This is a genomic window from Novipirellula artificiosorum, from assembly GCF_007860135.1.
GTDB lineage: Bacteria > Planctomycetota > Planctomycetia > Pirellulales > Pirellulaceae > Novipirellula_A > Novipirellula_A artificiosorum.
On record NZ_SJPV01000005.1, the window covers coordinates 219990 to 244056 of the forward strand.

A 24067-nucleotide genomic window follows, 5' to 3' on the forward strand; every position below is an offset into this window, starting at 1 on the left:
ACAGCCGAAAGCGTCGCATGGTAGACTCATCCGATGGACCTGACCGAACCTTATCATTTATTGTTGGTCGAAGACGACCATGAACTGGCAATGATGGTTGCCCAGTTTCTCCGTGGTGAAGGATTCGTGATCGATACCGAGAGCAACGGTGAGCGGGCCGCGCATCGTATCATGACCGAATCGTTCGATGCTGTGGTCTTGGACATTGGGTTGCCGGGGCTCGACGGTATCAGCGTCTGTCGCAAAGTTCGCCCACATTTCGAAGGCCCGATCTTGATCCTGACCGCAAGGGGAGACGAGATCGACGAGGTGGTTGCGTTGGAGGTCGGGGCAGACGACTACGTGGCCAAGCCGGTTCGACCCCGGGCACTGCTGGCCCGCTTGAAAGTGCATTTGCGCCGACTGGAAACGGTTAGCACCGCCAATCTGGGGATGCGGGTGGAAACCAGCGGGATGGTGATCGACGCCTCAAACCGAACGGTGATGATCGATCAGATTCCATTGGATCTGACCACGGCCGAGTTCGATTTGCTGTGGTTTCTGGCTCAACGCTCGGGACAGGTGGTTTCACGCGAAGAGCTTTACCAGGAACTTCAAGGGACGCGCTACGATGGACTGGATCGAAGCATGGATTTGCGGGTTTCGCGGCTTCGAAAAAAGATCGGTGACGACCCGAACCATCCAGAGCGAATCAAATCCATTCGCGGCATTGGCTATCTCTTGACGGCTAAACCATGACTCGACTGTTTCTGCGTTTCTATTTCGGCGTGATTTGCATCCTGGTGATCACGTTTGCCATTCTCGGTTACGTGTTTCGGCAGCGCAACGAACCACAGGCTTATCGTGTCATCGAACAAGCCTTGTCCGGCGGGGTGCGTTTGGCCCAACTGCGCTTAGCAGCAGCGGACGAAGCCTCTTTCGAACCGACACTGCAGGCGATTCAACAGAGCTTTGACTATCCCGTCTACCTCGTGCCCTTCACTTCCGAGCAGGTTGGCGAACCCTTGCACTCGCGTTTGCTTGCTGGTGACGTCGTCTTCCAGTTCAATCGCATGCTCATCGCACTTCCCGATAACAAGCATCTGATGGCGTTTGGTCCGCTGCCGGAGTTTGCCCAACCGACGCCGACGGAAGTCGTTCTTGGGTATGGCGCTATTTTTCTCTTGGCCGCCATCGCAATCGCGCTCTTGTTGCGCCCCGTTGTGTCTCAGTTGCGCGCAGTCGAACGAACGGCAACCGCGATCGCTGGTGGCGATCTTTCGGCTCGAATCGACCCCACCTCGGCCAAGCGGAGCATCGCGTTGGCCGGGGCCTTCAACACGATGGCCGATCGAACTGAAACGTTGCTAAAATCACAACGTGAACTGCTGCAATCGGTTTCGCATGAGTTGCGGACTCCACTGGCTCGGATTCGTTTCGCCACCGAACTCATCGAGACCGCTCCAACCGATGAACTGCGTCGCTCGCGACTTGAATCGGTCGACAAGGCGACGCAAGAGCTCGACGATCTAGTCGGAGAATTGCTGAGCTACGTGCGGCTGGAATCCGTGGCCACCCACGCCAAACTTGATCGAGTGAACATCAAGCTGTTGTTGCGAGAACAAATCTCATCGGTGCAATCCTTGTACCCCTCGGTCCACATTTCGATCGAAGACGAATCCGAGCCGGTTATCGGAGTCGTCAACCAAACGAGCCTGAGTCGAGCGATTAAGAACTTGCTCACCAACGCATGCCGGTACGCAAAATCACGCGTCGCGATGCGTGTGCTGCATCAGGCGAACCAAGTGGTCATCGAAGTGGATGACGACGGTGAAGGCATTCCCGCAACCGATCGAGCAAAGGTCTTTGAACCGTTTGTGCGATTGAAGAACACCCAAGGTCGAGGGTCCGGTTTGGGATTGGCGTTGGTTGACCGAATCGTCAAGAGCCATGGTGGCCATGCTGAGGTGTTGGATAGTCCAGGGGGCGGAGCACGGTTCCGCATCACCATCCATGCAAATTGAGTGATCCCCGAGGTGGCCATCCGGTCAACATCCTCATGCCAACATGAGGCGAAACGGTAGAGTGGCAAAATAGAACCGTTGCGATTTCTGCGGAAAGTGACACTGGCCAGTTGGAGCATTTTCATCGTGAACGTTGGCACCGTTGCAGACGGTCGACAGGTTGGAAGCGACTTGCCATAGCGAGTCTTCAATGCCGTAGGGTGGCCTGACGAATCGAGCCGTAGGGTGGCCTGACGAATCGACGTTAGGACGTATCGAAAAGTTGGCCGTGCGTTCTGGGCCCTCCCCCTCGCTGCGCTCGACCCCTGCCCGCGCAGCGCTCGTTGTACCCCACATCCTAATCCGGTGATATTCTTTTGGCTCCTGGTCCGAATGTGTTCCATGCGTTGGACAGGTCGTGGCAGCGTTGCATTCCGATCCACAAGGTCTGCGTCGCTTGTCCGATTTTTGCGAAGGTGTAAGCTTGCTGAGGCTCTTGCGCACCTAGGTTTTTTGGCTCATCCGGCGGAAGCGTGCGCAGGAGGTTTTCGAGGCATCTCTCCGGTGTCCCATGATTGCTGGCAGGAGCTATTTTCACTTGTTATCGTGCAGTTGCCGGTAGAAACGGAGTCGAGCTCTGCAGAGGTGCAACTTGACAAGGGATATCCCGGTCGACGGTGCGCCAAGGGTGCTACTGGTTCCCGGCGGACGACCGACCGTCGGGGACTCTTTTCTAAGAGATCATTGGACACCGGAGCCATACCTCCAAAAAACCTTGAGTCTGGGTTCCGCGCGCTTCGGTCGGATGAGCCGGTTTTTTGACCGAGGAGTCCGAGAGCCACCGCACCCATGAACCGCACCTCCGTGCAACAGGCTTGCCCATGTTCGCTGCACCAGCGCGAACCGCAAGGCAACAATCATTCGCAGCGGTTTGTCGAAAGCCCAGGGCGAAATCTCGTCACCTACCCCGCAGATGTATTAGACACCACCCGAGATGCGCGGTACAACGAGCCGCGAGCGGGAGGGGTGGGTGTACCTCGCCCTTTAGGCTCGTTGTACCACATAACTCCTGCGTTTTGCATGCATTGACGGGTTGGTTTTGTGTGCAACTCCACTGGACTTTTTGCTGGACGCCGCGAATTATCCTCAATTGAGGATCCGCGTTGGTGCTGCGGCGGCTTCATCGATCGACCAAAGAACGATCCTGGGACGCAAACGCTTTGGGTTGGAATCCAGAGATCCTACGACCTGTCCAACGCATGGAACGCTTTTGGGCCAGGTGCAAAAAATTTTTCAAGCGTCTAACTTATGTGGTACAACGAGCCCTCTGGGAGAGGTCGAGCCTAAGCGAGGGAGAGGGAAAACGGGCTGCGATTACAACATGAAATTCCAGCACTGTTTCTATACCGGCCCTCCCCCTCGCTGCGCTCGACCCCTCCCGCTGCGCGGGCAGGGGTGGTTGGATACCTAAACACTTCAGCAGTCACAACTTAAAAACTGCACGACCTCTCGGCGTGAGTGGGGAAGAGGGTGCTGGAGTTCAGGCTTTAGCCGCACGAGCGCAACCCGCAGTCGCCTGAAGGCTAAACTCCAGCGCACACCCCCTGAAACGCACAAATCAAATCCAATCTGGCTCGCACAGGGGCAGCAACCGAAAACCCTCTCCCGGCGTTGAAACGCCGACCTCTCGCAAAGGAGAGGTAACGGTACCGTTACGCCTCGATAAAGAACGACTTAAAAACGGCACGACCTCTGGTGTGGCACGGTGAAAGATTGGTCTGGGCTTTGCCCCGAGAATAACCGATAATGCGCATCAGGTTGGCGTTTCGGTTTGCCATGGCATCAGCGCTCGTATCATGAAGGCGGTTTGAAAAAGACTGCTTCTTGCTTCCAAGGATGGAAAAATGAGTCTCAAAATTGGTTTACGATGGATCGTTCTCGGTTCGGCCGTGATTGGCTTTTCTTCAAGCGGTTATGGGCAAGCCGGTACACAGCGAGGGGCCACGTTCGGCGGGTTAGCGGGTGCGGTCGCGGGCGGATTGATCGGCGACCATAACGGGGAAGCCGGAGCAGGGGCCGCGATTGGCGGCGTCGTCGGAGCGGTCGCCGGTGGGTTGCTCGGAAATGCGTCGGACAAGGAAAACGCGTACCGCCAACAACAGCAAGCCTACCGGTCTCAGCAAACGGCAATGGCGGCGACGCAAGGGGCCGTTTCCATCATGGATGTCGCCTCGATGAGTCGCAGTGGTCTGAGCGAGATGGTGATCATCAATCAAATCAATCAGCGAGGCGTTCAGCAGGCGCTCAGCGTTCCGGACATCATTTCGCTTCATCAAGCAGGTGTTAGCGAATCGGTGATCACGGCGATGCAGCAAGCACCCACCGGTATTCAACGTGTTGCCCGACAAGCGACTCCAGTCGTGACTCAGCAAATCATTCAACCGACACCGGTGATCGTCGAAGAACGGATCGTCGTTCCCGCCTACCGCCCCCATTACTACCATCCCCCCCGCCCACACTACTACCAACCTCATTACCGATCGGGCGTACACATTCGGTTCTAGCGATGGGTTCACCTTCGTTCGAGAAAAGCGAACCCGCTAAATCGTGAACACGTGTCATTGACTCGTGGCGATGCGCTATCCATTCGTGTTGCCGAAGACTGGCAATGCGGCTAGCACAGCAGGACGAACCGGACACTGAAAAACGGTCTCGTTCGTGGTACAATCTGCGGAGGTTGCCGGGATGCGTCGATCGCTTCCCATCACGGCAACTTTCCCTTCCCGCCACGATCGCTCTCGACCGATTTTCAGGAACACGATGCGCTACCTCACTGCGATTTGCACACTGCTTCAGCACGGACTCTTGGGCTGTGGACTGCTCACGGCAATGCTGACTCCTTCTCTAACCCTGGCGGAGGAGGGGTCCGACTCGGAAGGGACGCTACACCCCACCCACCTTCGCTGCGAGTATCGGGCGAATCCGCTAGGGGTCGATGAGACGAAGCCGCGGTTGATGTGGCAGGTTGCATCCGAACACCGAGCGGCAACGCAAACGGCTTACCAAATCTTGGTTGCATCGAGCGACGAGAAGCTCTCGCAAAATATCGGCGATCGTTGGGACTCGAAGCAAGTGAATTCGAATCAGACGTTGCACATCGAATACGACGGAAAACCCTTAGCGTCGCGGCAACCCTGTTATTGGAAAGTGCGGGTCTGGGACGAAAACGGCAATCCATCGGCATGGAGCGATCCAGCCCATTGGACCATGGGCTTGCTTGACGATTCCGATTGGTCGGGCCAATACATCAGCTACCTCGACGACACACCGATTCATGACGATCGAGAAACACTCTTTCTGCCGGCTGCTCGGCAATATCGCAAAGAGTTTCGCAGCGAGAAACGTGTTCGCCGAGCCACGATCTATTCCACCGCGCTTGGAATCTATGAGTTGCATCTCAATGGCCAGCGCGTCAGCGATGCCTACTTCACGCCGGGTTGGACCGATTATCGGCAACGAGCCTACTACAACACGTTCGATGTCACCGACATGGTTCGCGAAGGTGACAACGCCCTTGGTTCTTGGGTCGCCGACGGTTGGTATAGCGGGTACGTCGGGTTCGGATTGTTGACGGGGATGGGGACGGAGAAAATCGGCCGCTACACGTATGGAAAAACACCCGCATGGATGGGCCAGTTAGAAATTGAATATGCGGATGGCACGACCGAAACCATCGCGACCGATTCGAGTTGGAAGGTGACGGGCGACGGCCCCATCACCGAAGCCGATTTGTTGATGGGCGAAGCCTACGATGCGCGCAGGGAGCAAGCGGGTTGGACTTTGGCGGGGTTCGATGACGGACCTTGGGATCAGGCGATCCACGCGTCAGAAAACGGCTCTCCTGTCGCGACGTTCTATCAAGCAGAGAATCCGCTTGAATCAGGCAAGAACCCTACCATTGAGGGGAATGATCGAAATCTCGGCTTCAATCGACCGCGGCTCGAATCATTCCCTGGCGTGCTCGTGCGAGTGATTGAGGAAATCCCTGCCGTCGAAGTGATCGAGCGAGAGCCAGGGGTCTTCATGGTGAACTTAGGGCAGAACTTCGCTGGCGCGATCCGATTGAAGGTCAAGGGCAAGGCGGGGCAAAGGATCAAAATCCGCTACGGCGAAATGTTGTATCCCGATGGCCGTTTGATGACCGAAAATTTGCGTAAAGCTCGCTGCCAAGATTTCTACACCTGCAAAGGGGCCCCCGAAGGCGAAACCTTCCAACCACGCTTCACGTTCCATGGCTTTCAGTTCGTTCAATTGTCAAACTTCCCCGGGGAAGCGGACCTCGAAACGGTGACGGGATTGGCGATGCACAGCGACACGCCGCTGGTCAGTACTTTTGAATGCTCGGATCCGATGGTGAACCAGTTGTTTCGCAACGTGGTTTGGACGCAGCGAGCCAACTTCTTAGACCTGCCCACGGATTGCCCTCAACGGGATGAGCGGATGGGTTGGACCGGTGACGCTCAAGCTTATGTGGCCACGGCTGCGTACAACGCCGACATCGGTGCCTTCTACACCAAGTGGTTGCGCGAGTTGATGGAGTCGCAGCGTCCCAGTGGAGCGTTCCCTGGGTATGCGCCGTTTCCATTTCAGCATGGCTGGGACTTCGGTTCGGCGTGGGCCGATGCCGGTGTGATTTGCCCCTGGACGATCTGGCAAGCCTACGGTGATACGCGCGTCATCGATCGCTGCTGGGAGCCCATGACGCGTTTCATGCAATGGCGAAAAGGGACAAGCCAAGGTGAACTTGGCATCGCCCATGGCAACGCGTGGGGCGACTGGCTCGCACAAGGTGCAACCACGCCGTTGGAGTATGTCGATACGGTTTACTTCGCTATTTCGGCAAAGATGATGTCCGAAATGGCCGAGGCCACCGGGCGACATGAAGAAGCAGAAGCCTATCACCAGCAGTTTCAACGAACCAAGGCAGTATTCGGCGAAACCTACCTGGAGGACGATGGCAGCATCTCGGTGAACACGCAAACCGCCCATGCGTTGGCACTATTCGCCGATCTGGTTCCCGAACCGATGCGTGAAGCAACGGCCAAGCGTTTAGCCGAAAAGATCGCCCTGAACGGCAATCATATGTCAACCGGCTTTCTCGGCACACGTCCCTTGTTACCCGTCCTAAGTTCTGCTGGCCAACACGACTTGGCAACGTTCTTGTTGCAGAGCCACGAGTTTCCCTCGTGGGGTTACGAAATCGACAATGGTGCCACCACGATTTGGGAACGGTGGGACAGCTACACCAAAGAAGATGCGTTTGGCCGCCACAATGCCGCGATGAATTCTTTTTCGCACTATTCATTCGGTGCGGTTTGCGAATGGATGTTCCGTACACTCGCAGGGATCGATTCTGCCGCCCCAGGCTACGAGACCATTGTCATTCGGCCCACGCCCCCTTCACCGGGAAGCAATGCGCAACATCCGGCGATTGATTGGACTTCGGCATCGTACGATTCGATTCGCGGAAAAATCCAAAGCAATTGGGCCGTCGACGGTGATACATTCACGCTTGAAACGACGATTCCAGCGAACACGAAGGCATGGGTCCACTTGCCAGGATCCGGATTGGAAAATGTGACCGAGAGCGGAAAACCGGTACATCAGGTCGACGGCGTTCGTTTCGTTCGCAACGAAGCGGACCGCATCGTGTTGGAGATTCAATCGGGGACCTACAAGTTTGTTTCCAAGCAGGCCATTGGATCCGCGACCAGCGCGCTGCAAACGTCGCAGCCAGCCGACATGACCATCAACCCGGATCAAATTGATCTGACCGATGCAACCCCCTTGGCGAGTTGGAATTTCTCGAAGGCAGAGGATGTCCAGCGATGGACCGGTCAGCACAACCTGAAAATCCAAATCGGTGACGACCATGCCGTCGTGCAATCAGAGGGAAAGGATCCACAACTGAGCACCACGTTGGACTCAGCCGTTGAGGGGAAAATCGTCGTCGAAATCAAAGCGATGGTTTCGAAAGGAACGGAAATGGATCTGTTCTGGGCCTCCCCGAATGGAAACTTCAACGGAACCCAGCATGTCGGCCGATCGCTCGCCGGCTCGGATCAATTCCATTCGTACCTGTATCGAATTGGCGATGGAACACCGCTGCAAAAGCTTCGAATCGATCCGTTTGCGAATCTGGGGACCATCAAAATCGATTCGATCACGCTGTATCAGTTGAGTCGTTGAGAGCTTGCGACCCATGCATTTCTTATTTTTCTTCAAAACTTCCAAAAAATCAGTTGATCGGCTGTCACTTGGAGTTTAAAAACCAGGGAACACCCGTGGCCTAGTGGACGCATGGGGCCATAGGTGCCCTGCTTCTTGCTGCGAAGCATGGAGCACGATCCAACCTTCTTCATTCTGATCGACGCGATGACTTTTTACTGGGGCCATCGCGTCCTGGAAAAAGGTGGCCCATGAGATTCTTCTTTTCCAAACGGCAAGCCCATCATCCAATGCGACTTGGGCAGATCGCCACGGGGTTGTTCCTCCTTGTTGGCTTGCTGGCTCTCGTCGGCTTGCTGGCTGGCTGCGTCAGCCATTCTGCCTCCGTCGTCACGGAAACCGACGAATACAGCTTCGACGAGATCCGAGCTCAGGCCGCTGCGGAAGAGGCGGCTTCCGCCGCCGAGCGGGAGGAGTAACCCTCGCCAAGGATGGCCTAATGCATCCTGTACCGACGTGATCCGAATCGAAAGGTACTTGCCCATGAAGCCTTCATTCAAACCCCGCATCGCTTTCCAGCGACTCCATGCGTTTACGCTCGTCGAACTCTTGGTGGTGATTGCCATCATCGCGGTTTTGGTGGGTTTACTGATGCCAGCGGTCCAGTCCGCTCGCGAAGCAGCGCGACGGATGAGCTGCGGAAACAATGTCAAGCAACTTGGCCTGGCGATGCACCATTACCATTCTGCGTTCCGTCAACTGCCGATTCATGGCGTCGGGCCAACGAACGAAACGACCAACAGCCCGTTTCTCGCCGACGACAACACCGGTCGCGGCTTCACACGCATCGAGTTGACTTACCTCGTTGGATTGTTACCGTTTTTGGAGCAGCAAGCGCTCTGGGAACAGCTCAGCCGGCCCATGGTGGAAGACGATGGCGACATCTGGCCTGCGTTTGGCCCGCGACCGTGGAATGGGAACTACCCGCCATGGGCGACGCAGGTTCCCACGTTTCGATGTCCTAGCGATCCCGGTCTCGGGGTCCCCGGACTTGGGCGAATCAACTATGCCGCCTGTACCGGTGACGGCTTCTATGAATCCGAACACGGGGTAACGGTTTGGAGTGGAACGCGTTGGTTGTACCAGTGCGATCGCTTGGCGATGCGCCGAGCTCAATGTGGCATGCGAGGGGTATTCGTGACCCGCAAAAGCATGCGTTTTCGCGATATCACCGACGGACTATCGAATACGATCGCCATCGCCGAAATCATGACGGGCCTTGGGGACGGTGACAATCGATCGATCGGTTTTACCAACCCAAAGGGTGGTTTTTTTCAAGTCGCCAACAATGCGAAACGTTGTGAAGACCTTGGCTTCATTGATCCGAAGCGTCCAAGGTTTTGGACCCATGACGTCAACGTCTACGCGCCCATTTCCCAACGCGGATTCCGTTGGGCCGATTTCCATACGCTTCAATCGCAGGTCAACACGATCTTGCCCCCCAATTCCGAGATTTGTCTGGTCGGCCACAGCGACACGTACGGCGTCGCTCCCCCGAGCAGTCGCCATGCGGGCGGCGTTCATGTCTTGATGGTCGATGGCGCAACGAAATTCATCACCGATTCCATCGAAGCGGGCAACCCGCGTGTACCCTGTGTTTACTGCGACGCCTTGTCGAGCCGAACCAACAGCCCGACCCCGCCGGGATCCCCCAGTCCCTTTGGTCTATGGGGATCCCTTGGAACACGAGCCTCGAGCGAAACGATCGATGACGCATGGTAATGCCGCGATCGTGTCGCGATCATTCCGCGAGCTTCTTCACTCGTAAGTTCCGGATCATGACTTTACTTTTCGGATCGTGAGCCTGCAATGCAAACGTCCCCTCGCCGAGCCGCCGTGCAAACTGTTCGGATTCAGGTTGTTTGTTTTCGGGTTCGGTGTAATCGACCATCGTCTTGCCATTTACTTTCAAAACAATGTGACGACCTTCCACAATGATCTCTTGAGTGTACCACTCGTTGTCTTTGACTCCGGGGTCCGCGACGTTTTCCACGTTGTACAAGCTGCTGGTCTTCTTCGGGTCCTTATGCGACACGTTCACCTGGCATTCGTAACCCTGCTTCGGCCAACCTTCGGGTTGGTAACTCGTGTGAAAATAGATCCCTGAATTGCTTCCAGGCGTGGTCATCACATCGGCCTTGAAATGGAAGTTCTTGAAGGGAGCCAAATCGCCAACATAGAACAAGTGGCAACGGTCGCCTTGACAAACGAGCGATCCATCCTCGATCACCCAGCTATCAGGATTCTCTTCCGCTATTTTCCATCCCTTCATCGTTTCGCCATCGAACAACGACACGAAGTCAGCTTCCGTTTTCGACGCAGGGGTCTCGGCACGAACGATGGACGAAGTGGTAAGGCAAGCCAAAAGAGATCCAACAAAGACAAACTTCCAATTCATAGCAGGGTTCCAGTGGGGGAGGGGAAAGGGGGGCGGGGAAATCGCGGCAAAAAAAACGCTTGTCAACGCAAACATTGACAAGCGAATTGTAATCTCAAATCGTTTGGCGAACGAGCCGATCAGTCGTCGAGCTTTGCATCGACCGCAGGAAGTTCGTTATTCTTGATCTTTTCCGCAAACGTTCGTTTGTCTGCACTCTTCTTCTCACCCGCTTTCTTGAAGCCCTCGATGATCTTTTTCTTGGCTTCTTCCGGATTCTCCTTCACGTAGTCTTTCGGAAAATCTTCTTTCTTCAAGAACTCGTTGACCGCTTTCCCGTATTCGTTGCGTGCTTCCTCTTTCTTTTCGTCCTTCACATGGCATACGTTACAACCTGCCTTGCGGCCCAATTTCACGAAGTCTTCATTCGCCCCTTCGCCTAGGTATTCACTTTTCCACTGCTTACCAAATTCACTAATGGCCATCGCTGGCGAAACGAGCAAACCCAACAAACCGAGGCAGACAATCAATCGTTTCATTTCACTTCTCCGAAAAATCGAAAAAAAAGGGGGGATTCGTAAACGGGGGCAGGTGCAGGAAAATTGGCGTCAGGCGGCGCAGCCACCCTGAGCGAGTTGCTGCTCAATGGCGAGACGTCGCGAGACAACAAACATTTGCCCGCTAACTGATCAAGGTAGGAGGCACCCAACTTGTTGGAACAGGTACCCAATGAAGCCTTTTCGGTCTCTATTAAGTCTTAATCGAGCGCAAAAGTCAAATACGATTTAAATTTCTTCCTTCGATCCGTCCAATTCGGAGGGCTTCATGATCGTCAACGAGGGTTCGCTAAAACCGCTAATCACAGCACCATATTGCCGAAAATCCGCAGGTTTCAGTTGATTGGCTGGCAAGGCCTGGACGTTTTCGGTGGTCCAGTCGACCGCCCAACGAGGCGACTGCTCTTTCGCCCAAGCGGGCGAATCCTTGGTGACATCCACCATCAACACCGATTGTTCCTTGCCCTCGGTATCGACCAACCGAAGCATACAATCGGACAAATCGGCCGCCGTATCATAGGCGTTGGCTTCGCCACGCAACACCAAAACGGGTGGTGAGTTCCGCAGCGAATCGAGTCCACTCACTTCGACGATCGGCACACCCGGATTGACCAAAAAGACGCAATTATTGGCTTCGCGATCAATCTGCAGCGGGTACGGGTGCAGTGGATCCAAACGCATTCGCAGCAGGCCGCGGGGTGCCATCGCAATCAGTCGCTCAAGAGACAACTGAATCGGACGTGCCGACGGCAGCGGCTCCACGAGCGCCCCGGCCGTTTGAATCATCTGTCCCGACACCGCCAACAAACCGTTCTCCCAACGCAGTTGAAGCTCCGCAGCAACATCCATCCTGAGCATTGTCATTTGTCCCCGAATGCACACGTTGTACATCTCGATCGACACCATCGGCAACGAACGCAAACCGCTCGTTGATTCAATCCCTGGCGACATCGCATCGTGATTCATCGTTCGCTCGGTCGAGATATCAAATGCAAAAACATCCAAGTGGCGGACCGGATTGTTGATCGTCACACTGCAATCGATCATTCGAATTAGCCGATTGTCACTGCTCGAAATCAGACAACCGCCACCCATCGACCCTACGGGAACCGTCCAAACAAAATGCAAGTCTTCGAATTCAATTCGATTGGAGCCCAAATCGATAAGCTCAACACGTTGCATCGGCGACGCTTCCTCGGATTCGAAGACAACGACACTTCCACCCACACTCGATGTGATCACCAATCCGTCTCGATCAATTTTGATCGGTGCGCTGCGAATCAGTGGTTCCGCAAGCTCAATCCGGTCGACCTCCAAATCATTTGCAAGTTCGATCGCTTGATCCAAAGAACGGGTATAGGCGTATTCCTCGAAGTCATGGTCCGAAGAATAGGAACGGGTGACGCGAATGGCCCGAGGAAACCCTTCGCTGCTCATCGGTGGCGAAGAAACTTCGCCGGCCTCGGTCATGGCTGCCTCCGTCCTTGGCGGAGCGGCCGATCCAGCCTCGCCGTTCGCGCTGAGCGTGGGGCCGATCTGAAAATCATCCTTCAATTCCTTGGGCACCGGCAGATTGATGATTCGCGGAGACGAAGCAGCGGACCGTTGCAGAGTATCGGCATCACCTGCCCCTTCACCTTCGGTTGCCCGCTGACTGCCCTCGTTTTGGGAACCCGCGCCATTTGAGCCACGATCCGGCATCATGTTTGTCGGAGGAAGATTGTTGTCGTCATTGGGATCGACCTTCGGCAACGGACGTGCCGAATCTGGCAACAAATTCATCACCGTTTCACGCTCGGGGACGCTGATCGCAAAATCGTCTTTCGCAATGCCACCGCTAATCGCCAACACGCCGGCAACGAGTAGCAAAATGGAAAAAGCAACCAACCATGGAGTGTGACGTTGCATCAGCAACACCAACGGAGGCAAGGATTGGACGGCCACCGGCCCAAGTGTTTGCACACGTTGCAAGCCTTCGCGATGGGCCACTTCTTGCAAATCGGCAATCAAATCATTGGCATGTTGAAAGCGATCTTCGGGACGCTTCGCCAGCATCTTCTGGATCACGGCAGCCAAATCCTCGCTGACCTCGGTGCGTAACAGGCGAACATCGGGCGGCGGCGTTTTGCCGTGATTGATCAGTTTCTGAAGCATCGTGCCACCTGGGTAGGGCGGCTCGCCAACCAACATGAAATAAAGAGTACATCCGAGCGAATAGATGTCGCTACGAAGGTCCGCATCGCGAGGATCATTGGCTTGTTCGGGAGAGATGTAATCAAAGGTGCCGAGGGTCACACCGCTTGCGGTCATGTCCTCGCTGAGATCCAAACTCTCTGAACGGGCCAACCCCATGTCCACCAATTTGATCGTGTCGCCACTGCCAATCAGCACGTTGGAGGGCTTGATGTCACGATGGACAATCCCCCGATCCGCAGCATGTTGAATCGCGTCAGCAAGTTGGCAGGTGTAGAAAACTGCTTCGTCAATCGGCAACACCCCATCGCGAGAAACCAAATCGCGAATGTTGATTCCTTCGATGTACTCAAAAACGATGTAATGCCAATCGTCATCGCTACCGACGTCAAACACCTTTGCGATTCGCGGATGATCCAACTTTGCGGCGCTTTGAGCCTCATTGCGAAATCGACGTTTTAGATCCGCATCGTCGCCGACAAAGGGAATGACTTTGATTGCCACCGTACGGTCGAGCTGCTCGTCATGAGCCCGAAAAACCGCTCCCATCCCGCCGCCACCGATGAAGTCTTCAAGCAAAAAATGGTTCAACCGCTGACCGAGCAGCACGCCTGCGACCGAGGCAGGCGTCCGATCGCCTGCGTTCCAATACGAGCCGTTCGAGCCAGAGTTCGCCCGCGATGAACCGCGGATGACGGTCGCGGATTGGGCAATCTCGTCCATTCGAGAGGAACCCGACGAGGGGGGACTTTCCAAGTTCCCGCTAACTGCCTTCTCATCGTCGCCACGATGAACCGTCGAAGCATCGGTTCGGATTGATTCGTGAGAAGACATGAAAATTAAAGCGATCGTCGCGGAAGCTTGCGTCAAGAGCCGCAGAGAGAAGAAGAGGCGGCCGCGAGCAGGAAACGCTCGCCGCTCGGTCCAGTCTAGTTTCTGCTGTGGATTTGGTCAACGAAATTGCTCGCGTGTTCTCATCGGCTCGATCCTTCTTCGACCAGCAATTCCTCGATCAAATGGCAATAAGAATCGTATCGACGGGCATCGATACGAGCGTCCGCGACGGCATTTTTCACCGCACACGCATCCTCGTTTAAATGCAAGCAATCGGGGTACCGGCAGGCACTCACATAGGGCCGCAAATCGGGCATCAGCCCCGAAACCTCGCCCGCTGCAATATTCCAGAGCTGAAATTGCCGGATACCAGGCGTGTCAAAGACAGCCCCCCCAACGGCGAGCGGAATGAGCGTGGTCGCCGTCGTCGTGTGACGCCCCTTGTCGTTGTCGAGACTCACTTCCGATACGGCCAATCCAAGCCCAGGCTCAATCGCGTTCAGCAGACTGCTCTTGCCCACACCACTTTGGCCCGCGAGTGCCGTCTGCTTGCCGGTCATCAGTGCCTTCAGGTACGGCACATTGACGCCCGTCTCTGCCGATGTCATCAGCACTCGATAACCCATGGATGACAAAACACCGACCATCGGTTGCAGCGACACCGGGTCGACCAAATCCATCTTGTTGATCACAACCACCGGCTCGACACCACAATGTTCCGCGGTCAACAAGAAACGATCAATCAAGGCGGGCTTCAAATCGGGTTGCGCCGCGCTCGTGATGACAAGCAAATAGTCGACGTTCGCCGCGATCACATGTTGGCGGTTCCGGCTGGTACGGCTAATCACCCCCGCGCGAGGTTCGATGCTCTCGATCATGCCGTCACTCGGCGAATCGGCTCGAAAACGAACGCGATCCCCCGCAACGATCACGTTTCGCTGTTCGATGTTGAGCGATTTCAGCACCTGCCGAATGGCACATTCGTAACGTCGCCCATCCTCACCGAGGACCTTGCTTTTCAAACCGTGGACGCTGATCACGCGACCACAGCGTAGCGATTCGTCAAAGGCAACGTCGCTGCCGCTTTTTTCGAGCGTTTGGCTTGCCACGGTTCGTTTACGTGTCAGGTCACCTTTTCCGCTGACCCGTTCGCCATGGAGAGCATCGGCAAGCTTTTCTTCGTCCCCCATTTGGAACGAACGCGTCATATCGCCATTGCGTACACGTCCTTGGTACTTCTTGCGAAAATCGGCTCGTTGATTTGCTTGCCTTTTTTTTCCCATTAAGATCCGACCGATTCACTCGACGATGACTGGCCCCCCACGGCGGAGCCAGGACTATGCGCGGCACTACTTTCAGGTGCGATCGATTGTCCAGGAGCCATCCCGTCGCCTTCCTTGCGGTTGCGAACTTGGATCGAGAGCCCGATCAACTCCGTCAATTCGGCTTCGCCCAGTTCTTCATGCTCGAGCAAGGCGCGCGTGATCGTCTCTAATTCTTCCCGGTGCTCGCGGAGCAATTGTTCCGCTTTCTGGTCCGCCTCGAGCAGAATGCGGGCGACTTCTTCATCCACCAATTCCTGGGTGTGCTCACTGAAGTTGCGTTGCTGATGAATCTCACGTCCCAAAAAGGGATCTTCGTCGCTCGTTTTGTAGCTAACCGGTCCAATTTTGGGACTCATCCCCCAATGCGTAACCATTCGCCGAGCGATGCTGGTCGCTCGTTCGAGGTCATTTTCGGCCCCTACACACGTCTCGTTGTAGATGATTTTCTCGGCCGCACGGCCCCCAAGCAAAACGATCAATTGGTGATCCAACTCCCGTTTACTGATGCTCAGCCGATCCTCACTCGGCACGTATTGTGTCACCCCCAGTGCCCGCCCGCGCGGAATGATCGTCACCTTATGAACGACATGGGCACCATCAAGATGCCAAGCAGTCAACGTATGGCCAGCTTCGTGGTAAGCGGTTTTCTCCTTTTCGCTTTCCTGCAGCACTTCTTCTCGTTTCGCCCCCATCAGAATCTTGTCACGAGCGTACTCAAAGTCGACCATCTGGACGACTTTCTTATCCTGCCGAGCTGCCCACAATGCCGCCTCGTTGACCATGTTTCGGATGTCGGCTCCGGTCAGCCCAACCGTTCCAGCCGCCAACCGTTTCAGGTCAACATCTTCGCTTAGCGGCACATCACGGACGTGGACCTTGAAGATCTCTTCGCGTCCTTTCATCGTCGGTCGGCCGACGGTGATATGACGATCAAACCGTCCCGGCCGCAGCAGCGCGGGGTCCAACACATCCGGACGATTCGTGGCTGCGACGACGATCACGGCTTGGTTGGAACTGAATCCATCCATTTCACCGAGAATCTGGTTCAGCGTTTGTTCGCGTTCGTCGTTGCCGCCGCCAAGTCCCGCACCCCGTTGACGACCGACCGCATCGATTTCATCAATGAAGATGATCGACGGGCTGTTCTCTTTTGCCGTGCGAAAAAGGTCCCGTACGCGACTGGCACCTACCCCGACGAACATCTGGATGAACTCACTACCGTTCACCGAAAAGAACGGGACGCCCGCTTCACCCGCGACCGCACGTGCCAGCAACGTTTTGCCTGTACCCGGCGGTCCATTGAGCAGGACCCCCTTGGGGACAAAACCGCCGAGCCGTTGAAACTTCTCGGGCGTTTTCAGGTAATCCACGATTTCTTGCAAATCAGCCTTCACGCCTTCGAGGCCCGCGACCTCGTTAAACGTGATCATCTTTTCATTTGCTTCGAAACGTTTCGCCGGACTCTTGCTGAAACCAGATAAAAAACCGCCTCCCATGATGTCACTACGCGTTCGCCGCAGCATCATGAACAGAAAGAACAAAATCGCCAACGGCAGGCCGATGAAGGCGATCGCGCTGATGATCTGCTGAGTGTTGTCGGGGGGCATGTTACGATACGGCACATCTGCCGCTCGCAATTCCTGCTCCAATTGCACCGTCGCTCCCGCGTCAAGCGATTGGATAAACACAAATTCCTTCGGCAACTTCACCGGTTTGCCATCCTCGTCGGTGGGCCGCTTGCGTACACCATCGTCGATCACCTCCGGTGCGTTTGGGGGAACCTTAAACGTTCCATAAACACGCCGCTCGGCGATTTCGACCGATTCAATGTTGTTGTTCTCAAGCTGATCCAAAAAGAAGCTTTTCTGGATGGTCGTCGCCTCATCACCGCTCTTCATAAACAGCATCGCGATTAGGCCAGCAACCACCAGCGCAATCAAGAACGTATTGTTCCCTCGCTTGTTCTGCGGCGCGTCGCTTTTTTCAGAATCGTGATCGTCGGACCGATTATCCATTGGTTTCCTTTTTCAGCCTTCTTCTTTCGGCTTCACTCACTTGTTGGGCTTCGCTGCATGTTGGGCCCGACGGATGCGGGGTCTGGCAGTGGCACGGTTTGATAAGCAGACGCTGCAATGCCTGTGCCGCACTGATTGTACCGACTGGACCAGCCGATGACTAACCGGCCAATCTGACAGCGACTCGAGCCACTTAGGGACGCTGAAGCCGATCACGAAACAGACCGATCGAAGATCTTTTCGCAAGAAAAACCGATTTGCCGAAGTCTCCGTTTATTTCGGTCGAAACCATTACCATGTCAACTCGATCGTTAAGAGAAAACAATCCTCCCTGAATTCCCTCAGCGGCGTCCTAAACGCCTTACAGGCATGTTTTTCGCATTGCAACGCGAACGCGTTTCGTGCGACGATCAGGATATCCGTCCTAAACCGAAGCAAGGTGCGACAGTTTGGGCCTTCGTGGCTGATTTGTCCACAATTACAAATCCAAATTGGCGAATACTTAAAGAACCAAGGCAACACGGTGCTGGCAACGTTCAGTGCCTTTCCTCTGCTACTCCCAGCAGGAACACGACAATGATGAATCTTCTCACTTACACGGTCCAATCCGTTCACGGTCTGCAGGAAACCTTCCAAGTCAGTGCCAATGGAACGATTGAGACGCACCAGTTGTGCGTCGACACTCCGCGACATGAGACTCCGCCGGTGAAGCTGAAAAGCAGCCGCGACGCCCTCGCCAAGAACAAGAAGCCAATTCAGGCTCGCTGATCCAAGCCTCCTGCGGCTTCAAACAGCTTCAGCGCCTCGACGGAGGGTTTCACGTCGTGGACTCGAAGGATGTTCGCTCCCGCGGCGGCGGCCGCCAGCGACACCCCTAAGGTTCCCGCCATCCGATCGGCTCGTTGGTCACCAAGCACTTTGCCAATAAAGCCTTTGCGTGAATGCCCAATCAACAGCGGGCTACCCAGCGCAACGAATCGGCGCGTGGCGCGAAGCAGTCTTAGGTTGTGCTCGTGCGTCTTTCCAAAACCGATCCCCGGATCCAGGCAGATCCGGTTTCTCGGGATCCCGCAAGCTTCACAAAATTGCCGGCGGGCAACCAAGTAGCTTTCGATCTCGCTGACGACGTCCTCGTACAGCGGATCATCTTGCATCGTTTGCGGGCTGCCTTGCATGTGCATCACACAAACCCCGACGCCATGATCGACAACGACGCTGGGCATGGTCGAGTCGCCTTCCAGGCCGGTCACATCATTGACGATCTCGGCGCCCGCCGCGATCGCCGCGCGGGCCACGTCGCCTTTTGAGGTGTCAATGCTGATGGGAATGGTTAATTTGCCGCACAATTGATCGATCACCGGGATCACCCGCGACCGTTCCTCGTCGGCGCTGACCGGCTCGCTGTAGGGACGCGTGCTTTCACCACCGATGTCGATGATATCGGCACCGTCGGCTTGCATTTGAAGAGCGGTTTCGACGGCGTCATGAATCGCGACATGTCGCCCGCCATCAGAAAAACTGTCGGGAGTCACATTCAAGATCCCCATCACCAGCGGCCGCGATCGCAGGTTCAGCCGGCGCCGTCCAATATCCCAATCCAGTGTCAGAGTCCTGTTAACAAGAAACGCAACGCGATCCCTCGGTGACCACTCTCCATCGTCTGCCGAGGTATCTTAGCTGCGGAACAGCGGTCGCATAGCGCCCATCGCGGTAATCTGTCGTTTCTTACCAGCGAAATTCCATTTGAGATACAATTCGCTCGGCAAGATCCTCGATAGCAGCTTGCGTGGCCGTGTCGATCGATTGTCCCGCTTCCGGAACAAACCTTGACGCCTGGCTAAACGAAATCATCGTGCCGCTATTCGGTACGACCGAGTTCTGCAGCAGCAGTTCACCCCGGCGGTTCATCCAATTCGCCTCGACCGTGACCGAAGCATCGAGTGCTCGCGGGTCATCCGAACTTGTCTCCGTCAACACGGTTTTGTTTTCGCTGACCAAGGTCACCACCAACGTGCTGTCGGCATTTGGGTCGCCTGTTACTTTGTAGGGGGTGCGGTCTTCGATCTCTTTGACGAGCGCTTCGGTCAGCCGAACCCCAAGATCGTGACGAAAGGTCATATTCCGAACGATCGGGACATGAACGGTTCGAATGTCGGAACGATACAGCGACGACGGACCGTACTGGTACATCGCGCATCCGCTGAGCATCAGTAGCGTCCAACCCACAGCAAACGAGAACCCGTGAGCGACGTTTCGGCGAATCGGTTTTGTGGCCGCGATCATCGTAGCAACGTCTTGCTTTCGGGTTCCACATCCGGATCCCCGTCGGTACGAAAGGTCGCCTCCAACGGCGTGGATGCCTTGGAGTCAGGAAAGACGGTGGTCAACCACGACAACCGCTGCTGGGGCACAGCAGGCAAATCTTCGATGGCCGCCAGCCGTTCTCGTGCATTGTCGGCGTGAGGCGTGTTCTGATGCAGGGTTAACAATTCGTTGTAATAAACGCGGGCGGCACCATACTCCTTCTTCTTTTCACGATACTCGGCACGATAGGCCAACCGTTCGGCTTGGTGGTACGCGATTTTGGCTGCGGCCCGAGCGACATGGTCGGCGTATTGGGGGTCCTGCATCTTGTCCGGAAACCGTGTGCGAGTTTGCTGAACCAACTTGTCGGCTTCGTCGAGAATCAAACCGCTGTACTGTGGCCCCGCATAGATTTCCAACTTGCAATTGATTCCCATCAAGTGGGCCAAAAACAAGTGATCGCTGTCGGTATACGTTTCTCGCAAATCGGTCAAAAACTCGTCTGCTTTGTCGTACTTACCCTGACGAATCTGCTCCGCGGCTGCAGCCATCGTCGCGTCATCCGCTAGCCGGCCGGTCGGATCATCGTAGCGCAGCTGATCCAGCAAACGAATGGCATGACCATCCGCGTCGAGGACGGGGCGTTTGTAGTCGCTTAAATTTGGCAGCCTCCATTTGCCTTCGGTTGCCTTTTCGGTGTCGATCCAATAGCGAGCGATGTTGAATTGGCGCGCGGTGACCAGATCGTTGTGCCGATTGCGAGGGAACTGCTTTTGCAGCTTTCCATAAACTTCCGCAGCGTCAGGCAATCGATTGGCGAAAAACAGGCTTTCGGCTTGCATGAACATCGCGTCCTGTTGCAACGCCGTGCCTGGCGCCGCCTCGCCGGCCCGCCGAAACAACTTCGCCGCTTTGAAGAAGGTGCTTTCGGCGCGACCTCGCTCCGACTCCTGCTCGTACTGTTCCCCACCTTCTTGAAAAAGCACGTCTCCTTGCTGATACAGCGTTTTCGCCTTGGAGGTGTCCTCTTGTTCTCGCATCGTGACGAAATTGACAACTTGATTCGTTGTCTTTCTTGCGGAATCGCCAAAGGATGCTTGCTTGACGGGGAAATCGCTGGGTGGATTGGGCACGACCGGTTCCGGTGTCGAACCGAAGGGGCCCGGCAGCCCACGGAATGTTTGGCATCCCGCAAAAAGCAGCGCCGTCGAAATCATCGCCACGACGCCAACGTAGTTTGCTGCGTCAGCAAACTTCGCGGCGTCAGCAAATGGTGGCTGCACGCGATCATTCGGTTTGGGGGCGTATCGCATCATGCGGTCGGTTCCGTCCTTGTCGAGGCAGTCAAGATCGACTGCGGCAATAAATGCTGCGTTCGGGGCACCTTGCCCACGATCGTTTGAATGTATCGGCTCATCACCGCACGAAGCTCCCCATAAAGGCGGCTGGTGACCAGCACATCGGGCCTCGTTTCCGTGTCAAGCAGCTGTTTGAGTTGTTCGAGCGTCGAACGCTGGACCGAAATCACGCCGGTGTGCCGTGAAGCGCAACGACGACAAACCACACCGCCCGTGGACAGTGCGAACGGGATCCGCGGTACCGACATCTCCACGTCCGCCCCACACTCGGTGCAGCGATCGATCCCCGGCGCATGGCCGAGCAACCGCAGCAACTGAGCTTCGTAGTAGAGGATGGACGAACCCACGTCGCCAACCCCATCGATTTGATTCAGCGTGGCGAGGGTCAAATCGTAAACATCTGCATGAGGGTCATGGTCATCGGTCAAAAGCCGCAAAATCTCGGCGACATAATATCCAGCGTAAACGCGAGGCAACGAACGTTCGGCCCCGCGAAAACGTCGATGCAACTTCGCTTCGGTCAACAAATCGAGCGCATCGGTACTCTTACGAAGAACGACTACACGACAAACGCTCAACAGGTCAAGCGATCCTTCGAAGGGACCTTTCGGCCGCCGGGCCCCTTTGGCCAGCCCCGACAGCCGCCCGAAGTCGCGAGTGAACAGCGTCACAACCAAGCTGGTTTCGCTAAATTCGATCGTTCGAAGCACAATGGCCACGGTCTGCTCGGCCGACACAACGACTCCTGAAACACGTGTTTCACGCGCGAAAAAATGAGGAAATAAATGGTTCACCCGACGGAAGCGCACGTGGGATAGGCTACAGACGCATTTCGCCGTTTCAGAGATTTTGAGAACAGGCCCCCCTCTACAAGGCGGACTCACCACGGTCCCCAAGCGATGTCAAGAAATCGCTCATTTCGGCCGCGGCATGGTGGTCCCCCTGTTTTCTCGCCTCGTCGATCCCCGCACGCAGGTAGGTCCTTGCCTCATCGACCCGGTCGAGATCCGCCAACGTTTGCGCCGCCATAAAGAATGCGGGAACGTAAGGCGGCGTGTCATGCGTCATCTGCTCAAGTCGCGACAAGCTTTCGTCATAACGTTGCTCGTTCTTCAACTCCATCGCCAAGCTATACCGCAAGAACGTGTCCTGCGGTTCCTCGGCTAGCATCGCTTCAATCTTTTCACGCCGGCTCATTGAATCGTCTCCTTTGGCCTGACCATCACGGCCCCGAATTGATTTCTGCTTTGTGTAGTTTGTACTCAACCGCATCCACGAGGGCTCGCCAACTGGCCTCAATAATATTCTCGCTGACGCCGATCGTCCCCCATGATTCTTTGTCATCACAGCTTTCGATGTTCACGCGCGTCGAGGCTGCCGTGCCGGCTCCCGAATCGACGACGCGGACCTTGTAGTCGATCAATCGCATTTGGTTGAGCTGGGGAAAGTCATCAGCAAGTGCTTTGCGAAGCGCCGCATCGAGCGCGTTGACCGGCCCATGACCTTCGGCTGCGTCAAACCAGAGCTGATCGCCGACCTTCAATTTAATGATCGCTTCGGCATAAACCGCACTCGCTTCGCTGTCGCGATCGCCGGCAACGACCCGATACTTGATCGTTTCAAAGTGCGGTTTGAATGTTCCCGCGAGCCGTTTGACCAGCAAATCAAACGAAGCGCCCGCGTTTTCAAACTGGTAGCCTTGGTTCTCGAGCCGTACGACTTCCGCCAAAACCTTGTCCATCAACTCGCGGTCGTTTTTGATGTTGTAACGATTTGCCACGGCCACAATGTTGCTGCGGCCTGACAACTCGCTGACTAAAATACGTCGTTCGTTGCCGACCAAGACGGGATCGATATGTTCATAGGTTTTGGCTGCTTTGTTGATCGCATGGACATGCATGCCCCCTTTGTGAGCAAACGCACTTTGACCGACAAACGGTTGGCTGTTGCGCCACTGTAAGTTCGCGGTCTCATAGACAAACCGACTCAACTCCGTCAGCGGCTGCAGCGATCGGCCACCCAAGACGGAGTAGCCCTGCTTTTTGAGGGCCAAATTGGCCATCACCGAGACCAGATCCACATTTCCGCAGCGTTCGCCGATCCCGTTGATCGTTCCTTGTACCTGAGTCGCACCGGCGTCAACCGCCGCGATCGAATTGGCAACCGCGAGTTCACAATCATTGTGGCAGTGGATGCCGAATTGAACGTTGTAGTCGGCAAGTTCCTTGATCGCGATCGCCGTCACTTCCGCAATCCGATCGGGCAACGTGCCGCCGTTGGTGTCACACAACGACAACCAAACAGCACCGGCCGAGGCCGCCGCTTGAAGCGTCTTGATCGCATACTCGGGGTTTGCATTGAATCCATCAAAGAAATGTTCGGCATCATAAATCACCTCCGCACTGCGACCGAGAAACTCGGCGCTCTCTCCGATCAGTGCAAGGTTTTCGTCGAGCGTCACATTCAGGACTTCCGTGGCGTGGTAGTCCCAGGTCTTGCCAACCAAGGTAATGCAGGGCGTTTGGGCGGCCACGAGCGCTCTCATGCCAGGATCCTCCTCGGCCTTCACACGCTTGCGCCGCGTCATCCCAAAGGCGCAGACCTTGGTCTTGCCGAGATCCCGTTTCTTGATTTCCTGAAAGAATGCCACGTCCTTTTCATTCGAAAGCGGATAGCCACCTTCGATGAAATCGACGCCAATCTCGGCGAGACGCTCTGCAATGTTCAGCTTGTCCTGCAGCGAAAAACTAACGCCTTCACCCTGCGAGCCATCTCGCAGCGTGGTGTCATAAATCAGGATGGATTTGGAGGTCATTCGAATCGTAGGGGATGAA

At 55.6% G+C, this 24067-nt stretch carries 18 protein-coding genes; 7 read left to right on the forward strand and 11 right to left on the reverse strand.

Features of this window, described 5'->3' with window-relative positions; all coding sequences use genetic code 11:
* Positions 1 to 33: 33 nt before the first annotated feature.
* From Poly41_RS15595 to Poly41_RS15620, 6 genes are all read left to right on the forward strand, one after another.
* Complete coding sequence (locus Poly41_RS15595) at positions 34 to 738, forward strand: response regulator transcription factor (protein ID WP_146527447.1); 705 nt, start codon at positions 34 to 36, stop codon at positions 736 to 738.
* The gene (locus tag Poly41_RS15600) at positions 735 to 2003 is read left to right on the forward strand and encodes an ATP-binding protein (protein ID WP_146527449.1); all 1269 of its coding nucleotides are present in this window, start codon (positions 735 to 737) and stop codon (positions 2001 to 2003) included. The genes Poly41_RS15595 and Poly41_RS15600 overlap by 4 nt, the downstream gene beginning before the upstream one ends.
* Positions 2004 to 3886: 1883 nt before the next feature.
* A complete protein-coding gene (locus Poly41_RS15605) occupies positions 3887 to 4546 on the forward strand; it encodes a glycine zipper domain-containing protein (protein ID WP_146527451.1) in 660 nt (219 codons plus the stop codon).
* A 256-nt stretch (positions 4547 to 4802) separates the two neighbouring features.
* On the forward strand, positions 4803 to 8231 hold the full coding sequence (locus Poly41_RS15610; RefSeq protein ID WP_231615685.1) for an alpha-L-rhamnosidase: 3429 nt from the start codon (positions 4803 to 4805) through the stop codon (positions 8229 to 8231).
* A gap of 230 nt (positions 8232 to 8461) precedes the next feature.
* The gene (locus Poly41_RS15615) at positions 8462 to 8689 is read left to right on the forward strand and encodes a hypothetical protein (protein WP_146527453.1); all 228 of its coding nucleotides are present in this window, start codon (positions 8462 to 8464) and stop codon (positions 8687 to 8689) included.
* 64 nt (positions 8690 to 8753) lie between these two features.
* On the forward strand, positions 8754 to 9992 hold the full coding sequence (locus Poly41_RS15620) for a DUF1559 family PulG-like putative transporter (RefSeq protein WP_146527454.1): 1239 nt from the start codon (positions 8754 to 8756) through the stop codon (positions 9990 to 9992).
* A gap of 19 nt (positions 9993 to 10011) precedes the next feature.
* Here the strand turns inward: Poly41_RS15620 and Poly41_RS15625 are convergent, their stop codons facing one another.
* From Poly41_RS15625 to ftsH, 5 genes are all read right to left on the reverse strand, one after another.
* Entirely contained in the window at positions 10012 to 10668 is a 657-nt protein-coding gene (locus Poly41_RS15625; protein WP_146527456.1) for a 3-keto-disaccharide hydrolase, read from the reverse strand.
* Positions 10669 to 10787: 119 nt separating this feature from the next.
* The gene (locus Poly41_RS15630; RefSeq protein WP_146527458.1) at positions 10788 to 11186 is read right to left on the reverse strand and encodes a hypothetical protein; all 399 of its coding nucleotides are present in this window, start codon (positions 11184 to 11186) and stop codon (positions 10788 to 10790) included.
* 246 nt (positions 11187 to 11432) lie between these two features.
* Positions 11433 to 14231 (reverse strand): serine/threonine-protein kinase, encoded by a 2799-nt coding sequence (locus Poly41_RS15635; RefSeq protein ID WP_146527460.1) that lies wholly within the window; start codon positions 14229 to 14231, stop codon positions 11433 to 11435.
* A gap of 140 nt (positions 14232 to 14371) precedes the next feature.
* Entirely contained in the window at positions 14372 to 15514 is a 1143-nt protein-coding gene (gene rsgA / locus Poly41_RS15640; RefSeq protein ID WP_146527462.1) for a ribosome small subunit-dependent GTPase A, read from the reverse strand.
* A complete protein-coding gene (gene ftsH, locus Poly41_RS15645) occupies positions 15514 to 17571 on the reverse strand; it encodes an ATP-dependent zinc metalloprotease FtsH (RefSeq protein ID WP_146527464.1) in 2058 nt (685 codons plus the stop codon). The genes rsgA and ftsH overlap by 1 nt, the downstream gene beginning before the upstream one ends.
* 576 nt (positions 17572 to 18147) lie before the next feature.
* Here ftsH and Poly41_RS15650 point away from each other — a divergent pair.
* On the forward strand, positions 18148 to 18339 hold the full coding sequence (locus tag Poly41_RS15650) for a hypothetical protein (RefSeq protein ID WP_146527466.1): 192 nt from the start codon (positions 18148 to 18150) through the stop codon (positions 18337 to 18339).
* Here the strand turns inward: Poly41_RS15650 and folP are convergent.
* From folP to cimA, 6 genes are all read right to left on the reverse strand, one after another.
* Entirely contained in the window at positions 18327 to 19118 is a 792-nt protein-coding gene (gene folP, locus Poly41_RS15655) for a dihydropteroate synthase (protein WP_146527468.1), read from the reverse strand. The genes Poly41_RS15650 and folP overlap by 13 nt on opposite strands.
* A gap of 178 nt (positions 19119 to 19296) precedes the next feature.
* Positions 19297 to 19854: an LPS assembly lipoprotein LptE gene (lptE, locus tag Poly41_RS15660; protein WP_146527470.1), complete on the reverse strand. Its 558-nt coding sequence runs from the start codon at positions 19852 to 19854 to the stop codon at positions 19297 to 19299.
* Entirely contained in the window at positions 19851 to 21191 is a 1341-nt protein-coding gene (locus tag Poly41_RS15665; protein ID WP_231615686.1) for a tetratricopeptide repeat protein, read from the reverse strand. Before Poly41_RS15665 ends, lptE begins: the two co-directional genes overlap by 4 nt.
* On the reverse strand, positions 21188 to 21970 hold the full coding sequence (gene recO, locus Poly41_RS15670) for a DNA repair protein RecO (protein ID WP_146527472.1): 783 nt from the start codon (positions 21968 to 21970) through the stop codon (positions 21188 to 21190). Before recO ends, Poly41_RS15665 begins: the two co-directional genes overlap by 4 nt.
* 130 nt (positions 21971 to 22100) lie before the next feature.
* Positions 22101 to 22430: a tetratricopeptide repeat protein gene (locus Poly41_RS15675; RefSeq protein WP_146527474.1), complete on the reverse strand. Its 330-nt coding sequence runs from the start codon at positions 22428 to 22430 to the stop codon at positions 22101 to 22103.
* A 25-nt stretch (positions 22431 to 22455) separates the two neighbouring features.
* Positions 22456 to 24048, reverse strand: a complete 1593-nt coding sequence (gene cimA, locus Poly41_RS15680) for a citramalate synthase (RefSeq protein WP_146527476.1) — start codon at positions 24046 to 24048, stop codon at positions 22456 to 22458.
* Between the last annotated feature and the right edge of the window lie 19 nt (positions 24049 to 24067).